The following is an 18487-nucleotide window of genomic DNA, read 5'->3' as shown; positions in this document are numbered from 1 at the left end:
TCTTACTTCAGGAATGTGGGCATAGTCATTTCACAACGGCAAGAAGTGTCCGCCTCAACCTCAGCTCATCGAAGCCAACCAGGCCCTCCACCCTCCCCATTCGGTGATGTCTGCGGCACCATCGAGTCCCGCGCCTTCGCATATGAAACCTGTCTCCCAGCGACCATCGCTCAGTTCCACCTTGCCCAGCCCCAAAGGCGCAGGGATAAAGGGGCTGGCTTGCTGGTGATCGAGTCGCTGGAACATGCGCTGGCCCGTGGCGCCAAGCCACTGGCCGAACTGGTCGGCTACGGAACAAGCGCTGATGCCTACCATCTGACCGCTGGCCCCGAGGACGGAAGCGGTGCCAGGCGTGCCATGCAACTCGCGCTGCAACAGGCGTCGGTAGCGCCTGGGGACGTGGACCATATCAATGCGCATGCGACTTCGACCCAGGTTGGCGACAAGGGTGAACTTGCAGCGATTCGCGCCGTATTCGGTAGCGGCAGCGGCGTGGCGATTACATCGACCAAGTCGGCCACCGGCCACCTCCTGGGAGCGGCAGGCGGTATCGAAGCCATTTTCACGGTGTTGGCGCTGCAAGATCAGATCGTTCCACCCACGCTCAATCTGACTCAGGTCGATGATGCTGCGCTTGGCCTTGACCTGGTTGCACGAATAGCCCGTGAAATGCCCATCGAATATGCCTTGTCCAATGGTTTCGGATTCGGTGGTGTGAACGCCAGCGTACTGTTCCGCCGCTGGGAGGCCAACGTATGAACAGCCGACTCGAAACACACGCCAACGAAGCTGAAGGTGATGCTCAGAGGGCCAACGTCCTGACGGCCAAGGTCATCCTGTTACTGGCAGCACTCGCTGCCATCAGCAACTTGTCCACCAATATCATCCTGCCCGCTTTTCCTGAAATGGCTCGACAGCTCAACGTCTCATCCCAGGAACTCGGGCTGACGCTCTCCAGCTTTTTCATTACGTTCGCCTTCGCCCAATTACTGGTAGGGCCGCTTGCCGATCGCTATGGCCGCAAGCGCCTGGTAGTAGGTGGGTTGATGATTTTCGTGGTGGGTACGTTTTGGGCGGCTAACGCCGCCACACTCGACATGCTGATCCTCGGACGGGTAATCCAGGCCATTGGCGTGTGTGCCGCCGCGGTTCTGGCCAGAGCCATCGCTCGCGATCTTTATGAGGGTGAGAACCTGGCACGCGCGTTATCGCTGACGATGATCGCTGCCGCCACAGCGCCAGGCTTCTCACCTTTGATCGGCAGTATGCTGAACACCACTTTGGGTTGGCGCGCACTTTTCATAGCCGTCGGCATGTCGGCAATCCTTATCGCGCTGTTCTACCTCAGAGGGATAGGTGAAACCCTTCCTGCCCATCGTCGGGTGACTCAATCAGTACCTGCGATCCTGATTGCATACGGCAAATTGGCGTCCAACCGCCTCTTCATCTTGCCCGCACTCGCGACCAGCCTGCTGATGAGCGGCTTATTCGCCTCGTTCGCCGCTGCGCCGTCAATCTTGATGGAAGGCATGGGGCTCAACTCGCTCCAGGTGGGCCTGTATTTCGCGGCTACTGTCTTCGTGGTCTTTGCCGCTGGCTTGGCTGCTCCTCGCCTGGCTCACCGTTGGGGTAGCCGCGCCATCACCTTGTCAGGCCTCGCGACTGCGTGTACGGCAGGTGCATTGCTGCTGATCGGCCCAAGCAATCCAAGCTTGGGCTGGTACTCATTGTCGATGGTGCTTTTCCTATGGGGTATGGGTGTTGCCAATCCGCTGGGAACGGCCTTGACCATGACACCGTTCGGGAAAGAAGCAGGACTGGCGTCAGCCCTTTTGGGCTTCCTGACCATGGCGATCGGAGCAGTGTCGACCTGGATGGTTTCCACGCCGAAGTTCCCCACGATTGCCGTACTGGGAGCCACTCAAACCTCGGTGTGCTTTCTGGCAATGGTGCTTTTCGCTTGGTATGTCAAACGTAAGGCAATAGTCAGGCAGGAGTAATATCTCCGCATGAGGTGAGTGTTTTTTTTTTACGTGAACCCGGCGCGCGCAGGCGCGACGGGGGTGCTTGATATTTATCAAATCCGTCTACCTACATTCGTCGAAACTCTTTACCAAAGGACATCGGAGCGTACACAGAAGCTCGGCCTCGAGAACCACAGTTTGGCCCCCACTAAAAAGCCGACAACGCGCGCAAGGAAAAGAAGGGGTAATGATGGCAACCGTCACGCTGGTACCCGGAAGGAGCACTGATGTATTCGAGCATCTTTTTCGCGTGGGGGCTGGCAGCCATTACTGTGGTTGTGCATGCCGTCGGTCTGGCCTTGATGCTAAAATTTCTGTCCCGCAGAAAAAATGTTCCCCTACGGCAACTAGGCGCCATCAGCGCGCGGTTGGTTTGGGTTGTCTGCTACATGATCATGCTGCATTTGATCGCCGTCTCGATTTGGGCGACATTCTATGTGTGGCAGGGATCTCTGCCTGATTTCGAAACGGCGCTTTACTTCTCTGGAGTGACCTACGCGACCATCGGCTACGGTGACGTGGTGCTGGTGAAACCCTGGCGCCTGTTCGGGCTGATTGAAGGGTTGACGGGTATCATCATGTGCGGCTTATCCACGGGTGTGTTCTTCGCCGAGGTCAATCATATCTACCAAATGACCCATGCCGACAAGGACCGCGGCGAAAAAACCTGAAGTATTGCGCTACCAGGACTTCATGACTACGACGCCGTCAACGGCGTGGCGTCCTGATCCTGATAGTGCAGGATCGCAGCATGAGCGTTGAACAGCATACGCTCGCTCCCGAGTTTTTCGTCGAACCCAGCACGCCGTACCATTTCAAGTACACCAGGGTTCAACCCCGCCAGCCAGAGACTGGCACCGAGTTCGCCCAAGTGTTTTTCGCCTTCAATCAGAGCTTGCAGTGCCGAGTATTCGATGTCGGGAACGGCACTCATGTCCCAGACCACAACATGTGGATGGTACTGCGCTTCCAGCGCTATGACCTGCTCCTTGACATAGTCCGCGTTAAGGAAGAACAGACGTCCCTCCGGCCGCACGATCAACAGCCCCGGGAAAGTCTCATCATCTGGGTGGTCCTCCGATAAAGGCCGAAGCACGTCGGTACCGCGCTTGCGACCCAGGACGTACACATGCGGACGAGCCGTCTGATAGGCCAGACTGACCAACGATACGACGATTGCCACCGTGATGCCCTGCAGCGTGCCAAACAACAGCACACCAAACGTCGCTACGAGCGCCCAGTGGAACTCCATCGGGCGCACCTTGCGAATAGCCAGGAATTCCCGGGGTTGAATCAGCCCGACCGAGTAGTAGATGACGATGGCCGCCAATGTAGCGTGAGGCAGATACCCGAGAAGCCCCGAAAGCAGCAGCATCGTGGCGAAAGCCATGCCGGCAGTGACAATCGAGACCGCTTGAGAGTGGCCTCCGGTGGCACGGACAACCGCCGTCTGCGAAGTACCTCCACCGGCGGGCATCGCCCCCAGCAGTGCGCCCCCGAGGTTACCCAGGCCGGTAGCAACCAACTCGCGGTTTGCATTGATCGGGGGATCGCCTGGCCGGACAAAGGCACGACCTGCTGCAATCGTTTCGGTAAAGCTCATCAGCGCGATCCCGAGCGCACCCGGTATCATTTGTTCAACCAATGTGAGTTCGGGCAGTGTGATTGGGGGTAACCCTGCTGGAATCAAGCCGACAGTCGAAACGCCGAGCGCCTGCAGGCCGAAGTACCACGAGGCGGCGATACTCCCTGCCACCACAACAAGTGGTGCTGGCGAATGTGGCCACACGCGTTCCATTGCGATGAGGATCAGGAACGCCGCTGCAGCGACCGCGATCGTGATCAAAGAGCTCCCGGGTACGTGATGCACAATGTTGAGGAGATCGAGAAAAAAGCCCTGTTTGGCGATGTGGATGCCGAGAAGTTTTGGTACCTGATCCAACACGATCACAAGGCCGACACCTGCTTTGAAGCCGCTCAACACCGGGGAGGAAATGAAGTTCGCGAGAAAACCCAGGCGTATCAGCCGCGCCAACAGCAGCATGGTGCCCACCATTGCGGTCAGTGTTGCCGTGGCCGTGATCAGCTTCCCGGGGTCACCATCGGGTACTGCCAGACCGATCTGCGCACCGGCCAGAATCGCCAGCGTGGCGGAGGAGCTGACGCTAAGCACTCGCGACGTGCCCAGGAATGCGTAAATCAACATTGGGACGAAGGCCGTATACAAACCGACGGCAACAGGCAAGCCGGCGACAGTCGCGTAGGCCATTGCCTTGGGTAGTACGACTGCAGAGGCCGTGAGCCCTGAAACGACATTGAGGCGAAGTGACGCCGTGTCAGAGTGGGCTGTGCTTGAGGCTTTCAGATGAAGTTTCACACGGCCGCTCCTGATGGGTTCTATTGCCTGTTACGCGCAAAGACTCTCGGCATTCGCGCTGACACGGAGCTGACCCGCAAGCTCATTTTAAAGTCACCCTTGATCAGCTCAATCTCGCGGCCAACCTTCACGTTTTCTCTCTTCGGATATGCCGATTACGAATAAAAACCTTCACACCGAAGGGCGCTTTGATTCTGTTGACTATTAACGACAGCCTTGTAACGCCGCCGAAGAATTTTCGTAATATTACGAGTTGCCCACCAAGGCGGAGTATTTATTGACCGCAGATGCATCGAAGTTTCTGCCGGATAAGTGCTAGAGACTTGAGAAATATCAAATATTCCCAATAAACGCATAGCCATCGCATGCGTCATTCTGGTCTGTACTCATCCAGGGCGCTCACGGTTACCTCGTGCTGCAACTTGATTTTTGTCAGAAGTGCCACCCTCTGCGGGTGCTAGCGTTGTGACAAGAGACGGGCTATGCATCTGTTCAAGTGAGCTTCACGGAGAAGGGTATGCGCTGGAACATTAATGTTGTCAGACAGCCTGTCGGTTTGCCCATCGCCATTGTCCTAGGCGCCTTAAGTCTGGTTGCCGGCTGCGGCAAAGAACCCGTCTCCCCTGCGCATAACCCGCCTGAAGTCACTGTGATGACGGTCACCGCCCGCGACACGCCAGTGACTTTCGAATTCGTTGCCCAGACCCAAAGTTCCCGCGAGGTGGAAATCCGTGCGCGCGTGGCCGGTTTCCTTGATAAGCGGCTGTACACCGAAGGCGATTTGGTCAAAGCCGGACAAACGCTGTTCCAGATGGACCGCAAACCGTTTGAGGCCGCGCTGTTGTCGGCCCAAGGCCAACTGGCCCAGCAACAAGCTCGCTGGGAGGTAGCCAAGTCCACGTTGGCGCGGGTACGGCCGCTGGCGGCGCAGAATGCGGTCAGCAAGATGGACCTTGACAATGCGGTGGGCAACGAACGTGAGACCCATGCCGCCGTATTGGCCGCAGAGGGTACTGTGCGTACCGCGCAGTTGAACCTCAGCTACACCACCATCAGCTCCCCCCTTGCCGGACTGTCGAGCTATGCCAAAAAACAGGATGGCAGTTATGTGACGCCAGGTGAGTCGGGGTTATTGACTTCGGTGTCACAGATGGACCCGATGTACGTGAACTTCAGCCTCTCGGAAAACGAGACGCTGAAATACCGCGACGAGATAGCCGCCGGCCATCTCATTTTTCCACCGCGTAGTGATTTTATCGTTGAAGTGGTATTGGCTGACGGCACCGTGGCGCCCAACACTGGCAAGGTGAATTTTCTGGCACCTTCCTACAGTCAGGATACTGGCACCTTCCTGGTTCGGGCAGTGCTCGCCAACCCCGATGGCTTGCTGCGTCCTGGTCAGTTTGTGAGAGCCCTGGCCAAAGGCGCTACGCGACCCAATGCCATTCTTGTGCCGCAAAAAGCCGTGCTGGAAGGTTCCAAGAGTCACTTCGTGTGGGTCCTCAATGCCGAGGGAAAACCTGAGCAACGCGTGGTTGAAGTGGGTGACTGGCAAGGTGACAACTGGTTCATCAACAAGGGGCTACGGGTCGGCGAGCGCATCGTGGTCGATGGCGCGATCAGGGTCACGCCAGACGGGCCATTGAAGATCGTCGGTATACCTGGTGCCTCGTCAACAGGCTCAGCCGATGGGCAAACAGCAAAAGCCGATGAGGGGAAAAGCCAATGAGCATTTCCCACTATTGCATTGACCGGCCGATCTTCGCTTCGGTGATCTCCATCATCATCACCCTGGCCGGTGCAGTGGCCATGCTCAAGCTCCCTGTTGCGCAGTACCCGGATATAACGCCGCCGCAGATTACGGTGGCCGCGACGTACCCCGGTGCCGATGCGCAAGTCGTGGCCAATAATGTGGCCGCGCCCATCGAACAGCAGGTCAATGGCGCCGACAACATGATCTACATGAACTCGTCGAGCTCCGCGACGGGCAACATGACCCTCAATGTTTTTTTCGAAATAGGCACCGACCCTTCGTTGGCGCAAGTCGACGTGCAGAACCGAGTCAACCTGGCCCTGCCGCAACTGCCCTCCGCCGTGCAGAGTCAGGGCATCCAGGTACAGAAAAAATCCTCGGCCTTCATGATGGTGCTTGCGGTGTATTCCGCCGGCGACCGCTACGACAGCACCTATGTCGCCAACTACGCCAACCTTTACATCCTCGATGCGATCAAGCGGATTCCAGGGGCGAATCAGGCCAGTATCTTCGGCACGCCAGACTACGCCATGCGGATCTGGCTAAAGCCTGACCGTATGGCCCAGCTGGGCATCACCGCCGCCGATGTACAGAAAGCCGTCGCCAATCAGAACCAGCAGTTCGCCGTAGGCAGGGTCGGCCAGTCGCCTACGGGGCAACCCGTGGAGCAGTCGTTTGCCGTGACCACCAAGGGACGCCTGACAGAGCCTTCGGAATTCGAGAACATCATCTTGCGTGCCAGCAACAACGGCGCGGCGGTTGTTCGACTCAAAGACGTTGGACGCGCCGAGCTGGGGCAAAAAGACTATTCCTTGCGCAGCACCTATCAGGGCCGGCCGGCGACGCTGATTTCCGTGTACCAGCAACCCGGCGCCAATGCCCTGGATGTTTCCGCAGCAGTGACCAAGACCCTCTCGGACATGAAGGCCACGTTTCCCGAGGGCATCGAGTACAAGATCGTGATGGACACCACGGCCTTTACCCGAGCTTCGATTTCCGAGGTAATCCACACCTTCTTCGAAGCCCTGGTACTGGTGGTTATCGTGGTCTACATCTTCCTGCAGAGCCTGCGGGCCACGCTCATTCCGGTGCTCGCGGTGCCGGTGTCGATCGTCGGCACGTTCATCGGCATGTCCGCCCTCGGGTTTTCGGTGAACATGCTGACGCTGTTTGGCATGGTGTTGGCCATCGGTATTGTGGTGGATGACGCGATCGTGGTGATCGAAAACGTCGAACGCAACATGCAGGTGCACCAGATGACGCCCAAGGACGCGGCAAAACGGGCGATGGATGAAGTGGCAGGCCCGGTGGTGGCCATCGTCCTGGTACTGTGCGCGGTGTTCATTCCGGTGGCTTTCATGGGCGGCATCACCGGTCAACTCTACAAGCAGTTCGCGATCACCATCGCCATATCTGTAGTGATTTCCGGGCTGGTCGCCCTGACCTTGTCCCCTGCCCTGGCCTCCCTGCTGCTCAAACCGCAGCACGGTGACAAGAACGCCTTTTTCCGCTGGTTCGAACGCAATTTCGAGCGCTTGACCGAGGGCTATTCACGCTCGGTGGCGTTCATGATCAAGCGCTTCGTGCTGGCATTGCTACTCTTTGCCGGCATGATCGTGCTGATCCTGTTGATGGTCGAGCGCATCCCCAGCGCGTTCCTGCCACCTGAAGACCAGGGCTACTTGCTCGGCGCGGTGATCATGCCCGACGCTGCCAGCCTGGATCGCACCGCCGAGGTCGGCAAATTGGCCAGTGACTTCTTCATGAACGATGAGGCCGTCGAAGGTGTCGCGATTGTGAACGGCTACAGCCTGCTCGACGGCCAGAACAAGAACAATGCCGGTGCGTTTTTTGTCGGCTTCAAGGATTTCGAGGGGCGTTACAAGGACTCCGAAACCATCAAGGCACAAAGCGCCCCCGCAGTGATCCAGAAGGCCACGCGGGCGTTTTCCACGGTTCAGGGAGGGATCATCTTGCCGGTCAACCCACCGTCCATTCCCGGCCTGGGTACCACCGGAGGCATGGAAGTCTGGGTTCAAAGCAAGGGCGACGGCAATGTAGACCAACTGGCGGAACTGGTCGCCAATCTGGTGGCGAAAGCCAAGACACGTCCGGAGCTGGGCGTCATCACCTCCACCTTCAACGTGTTTTCCCGTCAATTGATGGTCGACGTCGATCGCGAGAAAGCGGAATCCCTGGGCGTACCGGTCGAAGATGTCTACAGCGCCATGCAGACCATGTTCGGCTCGCTCTACGTCTCGCAGTTCAACAAGTTCAGTCGCCTGTGGCAGGTGATTCTGCAGGCCGAACCGGCCTATCGCTTGAAGGCCGAGGACCTGCAGCAGATCTTTGTGCGCAGCAAAAACCTCGACATGGTGCCGCTCAAGGCCTTGCTGACCACCCGCTACGTCACCGGTCCCGACCTGCTAACACGTTTTAACAACTTCCCGGCGGTCAAACTCACAGCGAACCCGGCACCAGGCTACAGTTCAGGCCAGGCACTACAGGCTCTGGAGGAAATCGGCGCGGAAATCATGACCAATGACTATGCGCTGGCATTGAGCGGCGAGGCATTCGAGGAGAAAAAGAGCGGAGGTGCCTCCTCCCAGGTGTTCATCTTCGGCCTGGTGATGGTGTTCCTGATCCTCGCGGCACAGTACGAAAAATGGTCACTGCCCGTGGGGGTGCTGCTGGCCGTACCCTTTGCCTTGTTCGGTGCCCTGCTCGCCGTCCTGCTTCGGGGCTTGAGCAACGACGTCTATTTCCAGATCGGCTTGACCATGCTGGTGGCGCTGGCCGCCAAGAACGCCATCCTGATTTTCGAGTTTGCGGTATTGAATCGGGAAACCGGCATGTCGGCCTACGTTGCCGCGATGACCGCGGCAAAAGAACGTCTGCGCCCTATCGTGATGACGTCCCTGGCGTTCATCCTCGGCTGCGTGCCTCTGGCCATTGCCGTCGGCGCCTCGGAGAACAGCCGTCATTCCATTGGTACCGGGGTGATTGGTGGCATGCTGGCGGCGACGGTGATCGCGATCTTCTTCATCCCCCTGTTCTATTACCTGGTGGAGCGAATGTTCGGGGAAAAGGACAACGCCCAAACAGCCGCCAAGCCGACTGCTACGACGCAGGCTCCGACGATTCCCGACGGCGCGGCACAAAACCGACATGAGGGAGATTGAGATGCGTAAGCCTCCTATCCCGCTGATGTTGTGCCTCAGCCTGGCGGGTTGCATGGTGGGGCCAGACTACCAGCCCCCGAAAATCGACACCCCCGCTGCCTACCGTTATGCGGACAAAGAAGCAAAAGACCTGTCGAATACGCTGTGGTGGGAGCAGTTCCACGACCCGGTTCTGAATGAACTGATCCGCACGGCGCTGCTCGAAAACAAGGACATAAAGATTGCCGCCGCGCGGGTCGAAGAATTCCAGGGCCGTTACGGCCAGACCCGTTCTCTCTTGTTTCCACAAGTCGGTCTGGGTGCCCAAGGGCAGCGCTCCCGCTCGCCGCAGGACACCGGTCCGGTCTCGCAGGACCCGTCGGTGGATCCGGTGTTCAACAACTACCAGGCCATTCTCAGCGTGAACTGGGAGCTGGATATCTGGGGCCGGTTGCGCCGCCTGGATGAATCCGCCCGTGCCGATTTGCTGGCCTCGGAAGAAGGCCGTCGAAGCGTGATATTGACTCTGGTCGCTTCGGTTGCGTCGAGCTACGTCACCCTACGTGACCTCGACCGGGAACTGGAAATCGCCCGCACGACCGCCAAGGCTCGCGGTGAGTCCTACGAAATATTCAAACTGCGCTACGGTGCCGGCACCATTTCCGAAATGGAATTGGCACAGAATCAATCCGAACTCGAGCGCACCCAGGCGTCAGTTGCGCAACTCCAGCCCTTGGTCGCGCAACAGGAAAACGCCTTGGCCGTGCTGCTTGGGCGTAACCCTGGGCCAATCATCCGCGGCCGTGACCTGGCCCAACTGAATCTGCCGACGGTGCCGGCCGGCTTACCATCAGACTTGCTTGAACGGCGACCGGACTTGCGTCAGGCAGAACTGAATCTGATATCGGCCAATGCACAGATCGGCGCTGCCAAGGCTCAATACTTCCCGACTATTTCCCTGACCGGCCTGTTAGGTTCCGCCAGTAACCAACTGTCGAACCTGTTCACTGGACCCGCTTCCACTTGGTCCTATGGTGTGGCGCTAAGCATGCCAATCTTCACAGCCGGCGGTATTGCCGGGCAGGTACAACAAGCTGAAGCCATCCAGAAACAGGCGCTGCAAGTTTACCAACAGTCGATTCAATCGGCGTTCAGGGACGTGGAAAATGCCTTGGTCGCATCGAGCAAATCCAGAGAACGGATGACCTACCAAGCCAGGCAAGTCGAGGCGCTGAGGACTTATGCCCATTACGCTCGGTTGCGCTACGACAACGGCTATACCAGCTACATCGAGGTGCTGGACGCCGAGCGTAGCCTGTTCGACGCCGAATTGGATTACACCCGCACCCGCGGTTCGGTGTTCACCAACATGATCGATCTGTACAAGGCGACCGGTGGTGGCTGGGTGACCGAGGCGGACAAGCTGACAGCAACTGCCAACCAAAAGCGACCATGAGCATGATGAAGACGCCGTGTCGGCAAACCGGTTTAGCCGTGCCACCGCCAGCTGTAGCTGTACCTTGGCCCTCTCGAGGTTTAACACTTGCGCTGGAAGGACAGTGTCGCGGGATGACGGATCCGGCTCACAGACAAACCACAAAACGACTTCGTTGAGCAAAGGAGTGGAAATGTCTCCCAGTAAAAAAAAATCCGTCCAGGGTGCGACTCGAGAACCAAAGTTCGGAATTTACGAGCCGACTTTTCGCTCGCGAAAAGAACGCCTGAACGCAGGAGAGCGAATACGCGAGAGCCTGCCACACTCGTCTCACGCAGTGTGGAAACCACCGCGCAAGCATCGTAACCCTATTGATCTCCTTGAAGCGTCCAATCGATATAGACTCCCCAGTCTAGTGCCCGTGCGCTATGGGCGCATGTTGCGCAGCCCCTTCGCCTTTTTGCGCGGTTCTGCGGGATTGATGGCTCATGACTTGGCCAGCCTCCCCAACACTGGCATTCAGGTACAGGCGTGCGGTGACTGTCACCTGTTGAACTTCGGACTGTTCGCGACACCCGAGCGCAATCTGATTTTTGACATCAATGATTTCGACGAAACCCTTCCCGCCCCCTGGGAGTGGGATGTCAAACGTCTGGCGATCAGTTTCGCCGTCGCAGCTGCAGATAACAGGCTCAGCGAAAAAGATGCCCACGCGATCGCCGTCAAATCCGTTAAAGCTTACCGGGAACGTCTACGCGAGCTTTCAAAATTGAGCCCGCTGGAGGTCTGGTATGACCACCTCGATGCACAAACGATCATCGATATGGCCCCCACTGCCAAAGTTAGAAAAAGTCGTGAGCAAATTGTAGAAAAAGCCAAGGTACGAGTCGGCGATTACCTTTATCCCACGATCAGCAGCGAAGTCGCGGGCCGTCGACGCCTGATCGATCAGCCCCCTATTCTGTTTCATATCTATGAAAAGGACTTTGATAAACGGGTGCATATGGCGCTGCAAGATTATCGATTATCGCTACCCCATGAACGGCGCATACTTTTTGATCGTTACCGTCTCGAAGACTTTGCCGTCAAAGCCGTCGGGATAGGAAGCGTCGGCACCTATTGTTTTGTCGGCCTGTTCTTTTCTGCGGAGAACCACCCCTTGCTCCTGCAATTCAAGGAAGCGTGTCCTTCCGTACTGGCGCCTTACGCGGGAAAAAGCGATTACGAGAACCAGGGGCAACGCATCGTCACAGGGCAGCGGCTGATGCAGTCTTCCAGCGACATTTTTCTGGGCTGGACGCAAGGCCAAAAAGGCCGCCATTTCTTTGTGCGGCAGTTGCGGGACATGAAAATGTCCGCGCCGATCGAAGGCGCAACGACTACACAAATGAAGCTGTACGCCGAGCTGTGCGGTCGTACCCTCGCGCGTGCCCATGCAAAATCCGGGGATGCAGCACTGATTAGCGGCTATTTGGGTAAATCGGACTCCTTCGACCAGGCCATCGGCAAATTTGTCATGACCTATGCAAAGCAAAATGCGAAAGACTATGCCGCGTTGGTAACCGCAGAAAAATCCGGACGGATCAAAGCATTGAGAGAAGAAGACTGACACCGCCGCCCCGTACTGTTGCCTTAACCAACCGCGCTGAATGCCATTATCTGAGGCCCACAAAAAATGCGTCATGAGGCAACACTATGGATCACCAGACCTCTTTGCCGAAGAACACGCACCTGCCGCACCGTATCCGCCTGTTGGTACTGATCGCCACTGCGTGCTACGTTGGGGGCTGCGGTACGCTGGGGCCGACTTCGATACAGCGCGATCGCACAGACTACGGCACGGTGATTGCCACGACCTGGAAAGAACAGACACTGCTCAATATCGTCAAGTTGCGCTACGCCGATGCACCGGTGTATCTGGAAGTCTCTTCGGTGATCAGCTCCAGCGCGATACAAAGTCAGGTCAACCTCGCAGCAGGCTGGTTTTCGGGATGGCCCAACGACGGTAGCAGTCAGGCCATAGGCGCCTCCGGCGTTTACACAGATCGTCCAACAATCAGCTATACACCGCTTTCCGGGGAACGGTTCTCACGCTACTTGTTGCAACCCTTATCTCCTGAGGCCGTTTTTTCGCTTATTCAGGCAGGCTACCCGGTCGACCGCGTGCTGCAATTGACCGTCCGAGCAGCTAATGGTGTGTACAATCGATCGGTGTCACCTACACGCTTGCGTGCCGCAGATCCACGTTTCTATGAGCTATTGGATGCGTTAAGGCGGATACAGCGTTCAGAATCGCTAGGTGTAAGGGTCAGTACCCGCGCGAACGAAAGAAGCGAAGTGCTCATGATCGCACGTGACATCCCCGATGATGTGGAGAAGGATCGCCGTACCGTACGACAGATTCTTCACTTACGGCCCGACAGGGATGAACTGACACTGACTTTCGGTATGGTATCCAGGAGCGATACCGAGATTGCGCTGCTGACACGTTCCATGTCAGAAATCTTTCTGGAACTCGCCGCGACGATCGAGGCCCCTGCCGCGCATTTGCAGGATGGGCGAGCTAACCCCATGCCTCCCGTGCCCGATCATCCCAGTCCATGGGACGATCCTCTGGTTCGCATCCATTCAAGCGAAGAACGACCCGCCGATGCATATGCTGCTGTGCACTATCGCGACTATTGGTTTTGGATCGACGACCACGACATGAAATCCAAATCGGAGTTTTTGTTCATACTGGTACTGTTCTCTCTTGCCGAAACAGGGGTGGCGCCGCAGGCCCCTGTGATCACCGTACCCGCTAACTGATGTGCCAGTAATTATCCGTACCCCGTCAAGCTCATATCAAAGGCACTGCCTGTGGATTGAGCATTAGCCCCCTACTCGGCCACGCGTTGCTCGTTGCCGGACCAAGGTTCAAAACATTGAACGCGGCAAGGAGTTTGCGATGGCTGATTCAAGCAAAAAAATGAGCCTGGTCGGGCTCACGACGCTGGTGACAGTCAACATGATGGGTTCGGGGATCATCTTGTTGCCTACCAACATGGCTCAACTGGGCGCCGTCTCGCTGTTGTCGTGGCTTTTCACGGCGATCGGTTCGATGGCCATCGCTTATTGTTTTGCCCAGTGCGGCGTCTTCTGCTCACGCTCTGGCGGGTTGTCCGCCTACACCGAAGAGGCACACGCGAAGTCGGGTTTTTTCCTCTGCTCGTACCTGTACTTCCTGTCCCTGGCCATCGCCAACGTGGCCGTGGCCATCTCTGCGGTGGGCTACATGACTGCCTTCTTGCCCTGGCTGGGTAGTGGTGCCGTCCCGTTGTGCATAGGCACCGTCGGGCTAATCTGGCTGACCACCTTCGCCAACTTCGGCGGCCCCGGCATCACCGGCAAGATCGGTGCTTTCACGGTCTGGGGCGTGATCATTCCGGTAGCGGGCCTTTGCATCATCGGCTGGTTCTGGTTCAAGCCCGAAGTACTGGTCGCCGCCTGGAACCCTAACGATCTGCCGATTTCCGAGTCCATCGCCAAAGCCATTCCCCTGACCCTGTGGGCGTTCCTGGGCATGGAGTCGGCGGCCCAAGCCACCGATGCCGTGGTTAACCCCAAGCGCAACGTGCCACTGGCCTGCCTGTTCGGCACCTTGGGGGCTGCCGGCGTCTATATACTGTCGACCACCGTCATCCAGGGCATCATTCCCAATGCCGAACTGGCCAAGTCCACGGCGCCCTTCGCGCTGGTCTACGCCACGATGTTCAATCCAGTGGTAGGCCATATCGTCATGGCCCTGGCGGTCATGGCGTGTGTCGGCTCGCTGCTGGGGTGGCAATTTACCTTGGCACAAACTGCCAAGATGACCGCCGACCAGAACCTGTTCCTCAAGTTCTTCAGCAAGGTCAACGCCATGAACGCCCCTGTCGTCGGCATGATCGTCTGTGGCGTGCTGCAAACCTTGATGGCCCTGTCTACCATTTCACCGGATGCTGCCGCCCAGTTCAGCAAGCTGGTCAACCTGGCGGCGGTGACTAACCTCATCCCATATTTAACAGCGCTGACCGGTCTGCTGGTCATCATGTACAAGGCCGGTGTCTCAACGACGATCTACGCGCGCAACCTGGTAGTGCTGCTGGTTGCGGTGATGTACTCCTTGTATGCCCTGTATGCCTGCGGCAAGGATGCGGTGATGGGCGGCACCCTGGTGCTGGCCTTCGGCTACCTGCTCTACGGTTTCCTCGCCAAGCGTTTCACCGACACGCTGCCAGCCGAACAGGTCGGGGCCGGCAATCCTTAGGCGCGGCAGACAGGACTGCACAGACATCTGCATACGGGGAAACCGGACATGAACGTACCCTTTATCAAAACCACCCGTTTTTTGCTCGCTCTGGCGTTTTTGACGCTGCCTTTGATGGCCAGTGCCTCCACACTTGAACGCGTGCGCAGCAGCCACAGCTTCATCATGGGCTACCTGCCAGACCTGGCCCCCTTCAGCACGCAGGAAGGCGACAAAGCCAGCGGCTATGCCATCGAGCAGTGCCTTAAAGTTGCAGACAAGCTCAAGCGCGAACTTGGCCTGCCGGACCTGCAAGTGCGCTACCAGCCGGTTACGGTTTACGAGCAGGTCAGTGCGGTGAGCCAGGGGAAAGTCGATATTCTCTGCACGCCGACTCCGCCCACTCTGGAACGGCGCAAGACGATCAGTTACGCCATACCGATCTACACCGCCGGTCTCTCTGTCGTGGTGCGCAAGGATGCCCCCGAATCGCTGCTCAATGTGCTCAATGGCAAAGTCGCCAATAGCGGACCGACCTGGCGAGCAAGCATCAATAACGGTCTGGCCAACCACACATACGCCACCATTGAGGGCGGTGTAACGGAAGACTGGATTCGCGAAAGGATGCGCCTGCTTGGTGTAATCGCTTCACTGGTTACCGTGGCCAACAACGATGAGGGCATCAAGCTGGTCGCCGACGGCAAGGCGGACGCGTTCTTTGCCGAGCGCATGTTGCTGAGAAACGAAATAGCCAAGGAAGGGGCTCCCAAAAACCTGATGCTCCTGGACCGCATATTCGAGTACTCGCCGGTGGCGATGATGGTGGAGCGCAATGACGACGACTTCCGCTTGCTGGTCGATACTGCCTTGAGCGAAGCCTATCGTTCGGGCTCCATTGAAAAGGACTACGACAAATACTTGGGAGGGACCAACGATATCGTGAAGAAATTGTTCAGGGTGTATGCGTTGCCCGAGTGACATCAATCGCTACAAGCCGTCTGCGGGCAGCCTTCTAACCTTGGCCGCAGGTAAATATGAGAAACGCCATTTCCTGAGCCGGGCGAGTAGCACGGTTCTGCTCTTGGGTGCGGAACTACTGGCCCTTGACGATCAATACGCCTTCGCCAACGATGAAGACGGGATGTCGAAGCGCAGGTGCACGGCGCTGGACACCTTGTTGACGTTCTGCCCATCCGCGCCTTGAGCGACGAAAGCTGCACCTGAGCGCCGAGCAGGCCACGATGCCATGCTTGCGGAGCTTGTCCTTGCTCTGTGGTTCAGCGGCCTTAATTATTCAAGAAGCGTTAGCGGACGCTCGGGTTTTCCAAAGTGAAAGCAACACGCCGCCAATCAGCAGGCCGATTGTAATGCTCAACGATATTTCGGCTGGCACTTTACCCACAATGTCATGAAGGAAAATTTTCGAGCCGATAAAGACAAGCACCAGAGCCAGCGCATATTTAAGGTAAACAAAGCGACTGATCATGGCAGCCAATGCAAAATAGAGCGCTCGCAAACCGAGAATGGCAAAGATGTTTGACGTGTAAACGATGAACGGATCCTGTGTGATAGCAAAAATCGCAGGCACGCTGTCAACAGCAAACACCAAGTCGGCACATTCAATCAAAATAAGTGCAAGGAAGAGCGGTGTCACCCATAGAATTCTTTTTCCTGACGCATCGGGCAAGCGAACCACAAAGCGTTGACCGTGCAATTCTTTGGTGATGCGTAGGTGTGTGCGCAGGTAGTTGACGAAACGGTTGTTTTCCAAGTCAGGCGCATGATCGACGCGAGCGAATAGCATCTTGACCCCGGTGAAGACCAGGAACGCGCCGAAACAGTAAAGTATCCAACTGAACTGGGCGATGAGCGCAGCCCCAAGGCCGATCATGATAGCCCTCAGGACGATGACCCCCATGATCCCCCAAAACAATACTCGGTGCTGGAACTCCCGAGGAATGGCCAGGAAACTGAATATCAGGGCAATAACGAAAACGTTATCCATTGACAGGGATTTTTCAATCAAGAAACCCGTCACATAGTCCATGCTGGCATCGCTGCCTTTCTGGAAATACACCCAGACCGCGAACAGAAGGCCCATACTGATGTAGCCCGCGGACAGCAACAAGCTCTCTTTGACTCCAATCTCCCGATTCCCGCGATGGAGCACACCTAAGTCAAGCGCCAACAGTGTTAGCACAACAGCGAAAAAGGAAAGCCAAAGCCAGAGGTCAGTACCAAGAACGTCCTGGTAGAGATACGTACTAAGGGCAGACATGAGCCCCTCCTGTATAGTCGTAGTTGAACAACTATGACTCCGACATGGCGGTATAACCGTCAGAGGGGCCCGGCGTCACGAATAAAGAATTTATCGGGCGCGAGTAGGCTGCAAGTCGAAAACATTTACAAATCTTGTCCATGACAAGCTAAAACGCTTGCAGTGAAAAACTAACTTCGCACACCTGATTGCACCGCCCTCATGGGTGCCCCGCACGTTATCAACGCCTTCATTGGAGCAAAGCGCCGCTCGCTCGCGTCGACCTGATGCAGCGCCTTCCGTCGGTCAGAAGGCACCCTCCCACGCACGCCAGGCCGAACATAGGGTGAACAATCCAAAAAAGGCGTTTCACCATGACACCAACAAAACCTTTTACGTTACTGCTTGCACTTTCCCTGGGCTGCGCTTCAGCACTAGCTTCGGCCGCCACAGACCTGAACCATCAGCCCGCCCCAGGCATGCAATCGAACGACGATGGACAAATGAACGGCCAAGGCGGAGCGACTGGCTCGGGAACACCCGGCGATGGCATGGGTACGGGTGATGGCGGCACTGACGACAATGGGACGGACAATACCGGCGGTGACGGTACCGACAGCGGCTCGGGAACCGGCAGTCATGGCTCTGGAAGTAGCGGCACAGACGCGGGTGGTGGTGGCAGTGGCTCAGCAGGAAGTGGATCTGGCGCAGGTTCCGGCAGTTAGCTGAGAGGGCCGATCGACACGGATCACCCGTCCATCACCGGGGGCCTCAGTTCTGCCCTGGTTTTCAACCGTTCATGCAACCCATGCAGGAGGAAATACCATGCCACGCGGGGACAAAGACAAGTACACGGACAAGCAGAAACGCAAGGCCGAGCACATCGAGCAATCTTACGAGGACAAAGGCGTGGGCAAGGATGAAGCCGAAGCTCGCGCCTGGGCCACCGTCAACAAACAATCGGGGGGCGGTGAAAAACACGCAGGCTCGGGAAGCAGGACACCGTCGCACGTGAAGAAGACCGCACGCTCGGATTCGGCCAAGCGCGCCGCTGAATCTCGCCAGGGGCATTCGCGGACGTCGCACGCGTCGCTGGAATCGCAAAGCAAGGAAAGCCTTATGAAAGAGGCACGCAGCAAAGGCATCAAGGGGCGCTCGACCATGACCAAGGCCCAGTTGATTGAAGCCCTGCAAAAACACGGGTGACGGCCAG

The 18487-nt window shown here is 57.3% G+C and carries 12 protein-coding genes and 3 pseudogenes; 11 read left to right on the top strand and 4 right to left on the bottom strand.

The features are described 5' to 3' along the window. Positions 1-60: 60 nt before the first annotated feature. Positions 61-207 (bottom strand): annotated as a pseudogene (locus PRJ_RS30695) (hypothetical protein); the annotation flags it as partial. Here PRJ_RS30695 and PRJ_RS13220 point away from each other — a divergent pair. From PRJ_RS13220 to PRJ_RS13210, 3 genes and pseudogenes are all read left to right on the top strand, one after another. Further along, a pseudogene (locus tag PRJ_RS13220) lies at positions 208-759 on the top strand (beta-ketoacyl-ACP synthase II); the annotation flags it as partial. Beyond that, entirely contained in the window at positions 756-2000 is a 1245-nt protein-coding gene (locus tag PRJ_RS13215; protein ID WP_104961626.1) for a multidrug effflux MFS transporter, read from the top strand. The pseudogene PRJ_RS13220 and the gene PRJ_RS13215, both read left to right, overlap by 4 nt. Before the next feature lie 251 nt (positions 2001-2251). Then, complete coding sequence (locus PRJ_RS13210; protein WP_104961625.1) at positions 2252-2695, top strand: potassium channel family protein; 444 nt, start codon at positions 2252-2254, stop codon at positions 2693-2695. A gap of 26 nt (positions 2696-2721) precedes the next feature. On the opposite strand, the gene PRJ_RS13205 is transcribed toward PRJ_RS13210, so the two are convergent. Continuing rightward, the gene (locus PRJ_RS13205; RefSeq protein ID WP_104961624.1) at positions 2722-4401 is read right to left on the bottom strand and encodes a SulP family inorganic anion transporter; all 1680 of its coding nucleotides are present in this window, start codon (positions 4399-4401) and stop codon (positions 2722-2724) included. 652 nt (positions 4402-5053) lie between these two features. Here PRJ_RS13205 and PRJ_RS13200 point away from each other — a divergent pair. From PRJ_RS13200 to PRJ_RS13170, 7 genes are all read left to right on the top strand, one after another. After that, positions 5054-6130: an efflux RND transporter periplasmic adaptor subunit gene (locus tag PRJ_RS13200; RefSeq protein ID WP_004374843.1), complete on the top strand. Its 1077-nt coding sequence runs from the start codon at positions 5054-5056 to the stop codon at positions 6128-6130. Next, complete coding sequence (locus PRJ_RS13195) at positions 6127-9336, top strand: efflux RND transporter permease subunit (protein WP_104961623.1); 3210 nt, start codon at positions 6127-6129, stop codon at positions 9334-9336. Before PRJ_RS13200 ends, PRJ_RS13195 begins: the two co-directional genes overlap by 4 nt. Before the next feature lies 1 nt (position 9337). After that, positions 9338-10771, top strand: a complete 1434-nt coding sequence (locus tag PRJ_RS13190) for an efflux transporter outer membrane subunit (protein ID WP_104961622.1) — start codon at positions 9338-9340, stop codon at positions 10769-10771. A gap of 172 nt (positions 10772-10943) precedes the next feature. After that, entirely contained in the window at positions 10944-12359 is a 1416-nt protein-coding gene (locus tag PRJ_RS13185; RefSeq protein WP_218276220.1) for a DUF2252 domain-containing protein, read from the top strand. 86 nt (positions 12360-12445) lie between these two features. Then, positions 12446-13558 (top strand): hypothetical protein, encoded by a 1113-nt coding sequence (locus PRJ_RS13180; RefSeq protein WP_020190295.1) that lies wholly within the window; start codon positions 12446-12448, stop codon positions 13556-13558. A 139-nt stretch (positions 13559-13697) separates the two neighbouring features. Next, positions 13698-15038: a putrescine-ornithine antiporter gene (gene potE / locus PRJ_RS13175; protein ID WP_020190294.1), complete on the top strand. Its 1341-nt coding sequence runs from the start codon at positions 13698-13700 to the stop codon at positions 15036-15038. A gap of 48 nt (positions 15039-15086) precedes the next feature. After that, positions 15087-15995, top strand: coding sequence for an amino acid ABC transporter substrate-binding protein (locus PRJ_RS13170; RefSeq protein ID WP_104961621.1), 909 nt, complete (start codon positions 15087-15089; stop codon positions 15993-15995). 135 nt (positions 15996-16130) lie between these two features. On the opposite strand, the pseudogene PRJ_RS30390 reads toward PRJ_RS13170, so the two are convergent. Then, a pseudogene (locus tag PRJ_RS30390) lies at positions 16131-16265 on the bottom strand (hypothetical protein); the annotation flags it as partial. Positions 16266-16311: 46 nt separating this feature from the next. Then, the gene (locus PRJ_RS13160; protein WP_104961620.1) at positions 16312-17295 is read right to left on the bottom strand and encodes a TerC family protein; all 984 of its coding nucleotides are present in this window, start codon (positions 17293-17295) and stop codon (positions 16312-16314) included. Between the two features lie 804 nt (positions 17296-18099). Here PRJ_RS13160 and PRJ_RS13150 point away from each other — a divergent pair. Further along, positions 18100-18480, top strand: a complete 381-nt coding sequence (locus PRJ_RS13150) for a Rho termination factor N-terminal domain-containing protein (RefSeq protein WP_104961618.1) — start codon at positions 18100-18102, stop codon at positions 18478-18480. Positions 18481-18487 lie beyond the last annotated feature (7 nt).

This window comes from Pseudomonas sp. XWY-1 (assembly GCF_002953115.1).
GTDB classification, from domain to species: Bacteria; Pseudomonadota; Gammaproteobacteria; order Pseudomonadales; family Pseudomonadaceae; genus Aquipseudomonas; species Aquipseudomonas alloputida.
Note: the sequence above shows the minus strand (reverse complement) of the source record. Positions and strands in the feature narration are given on the sequence as shown.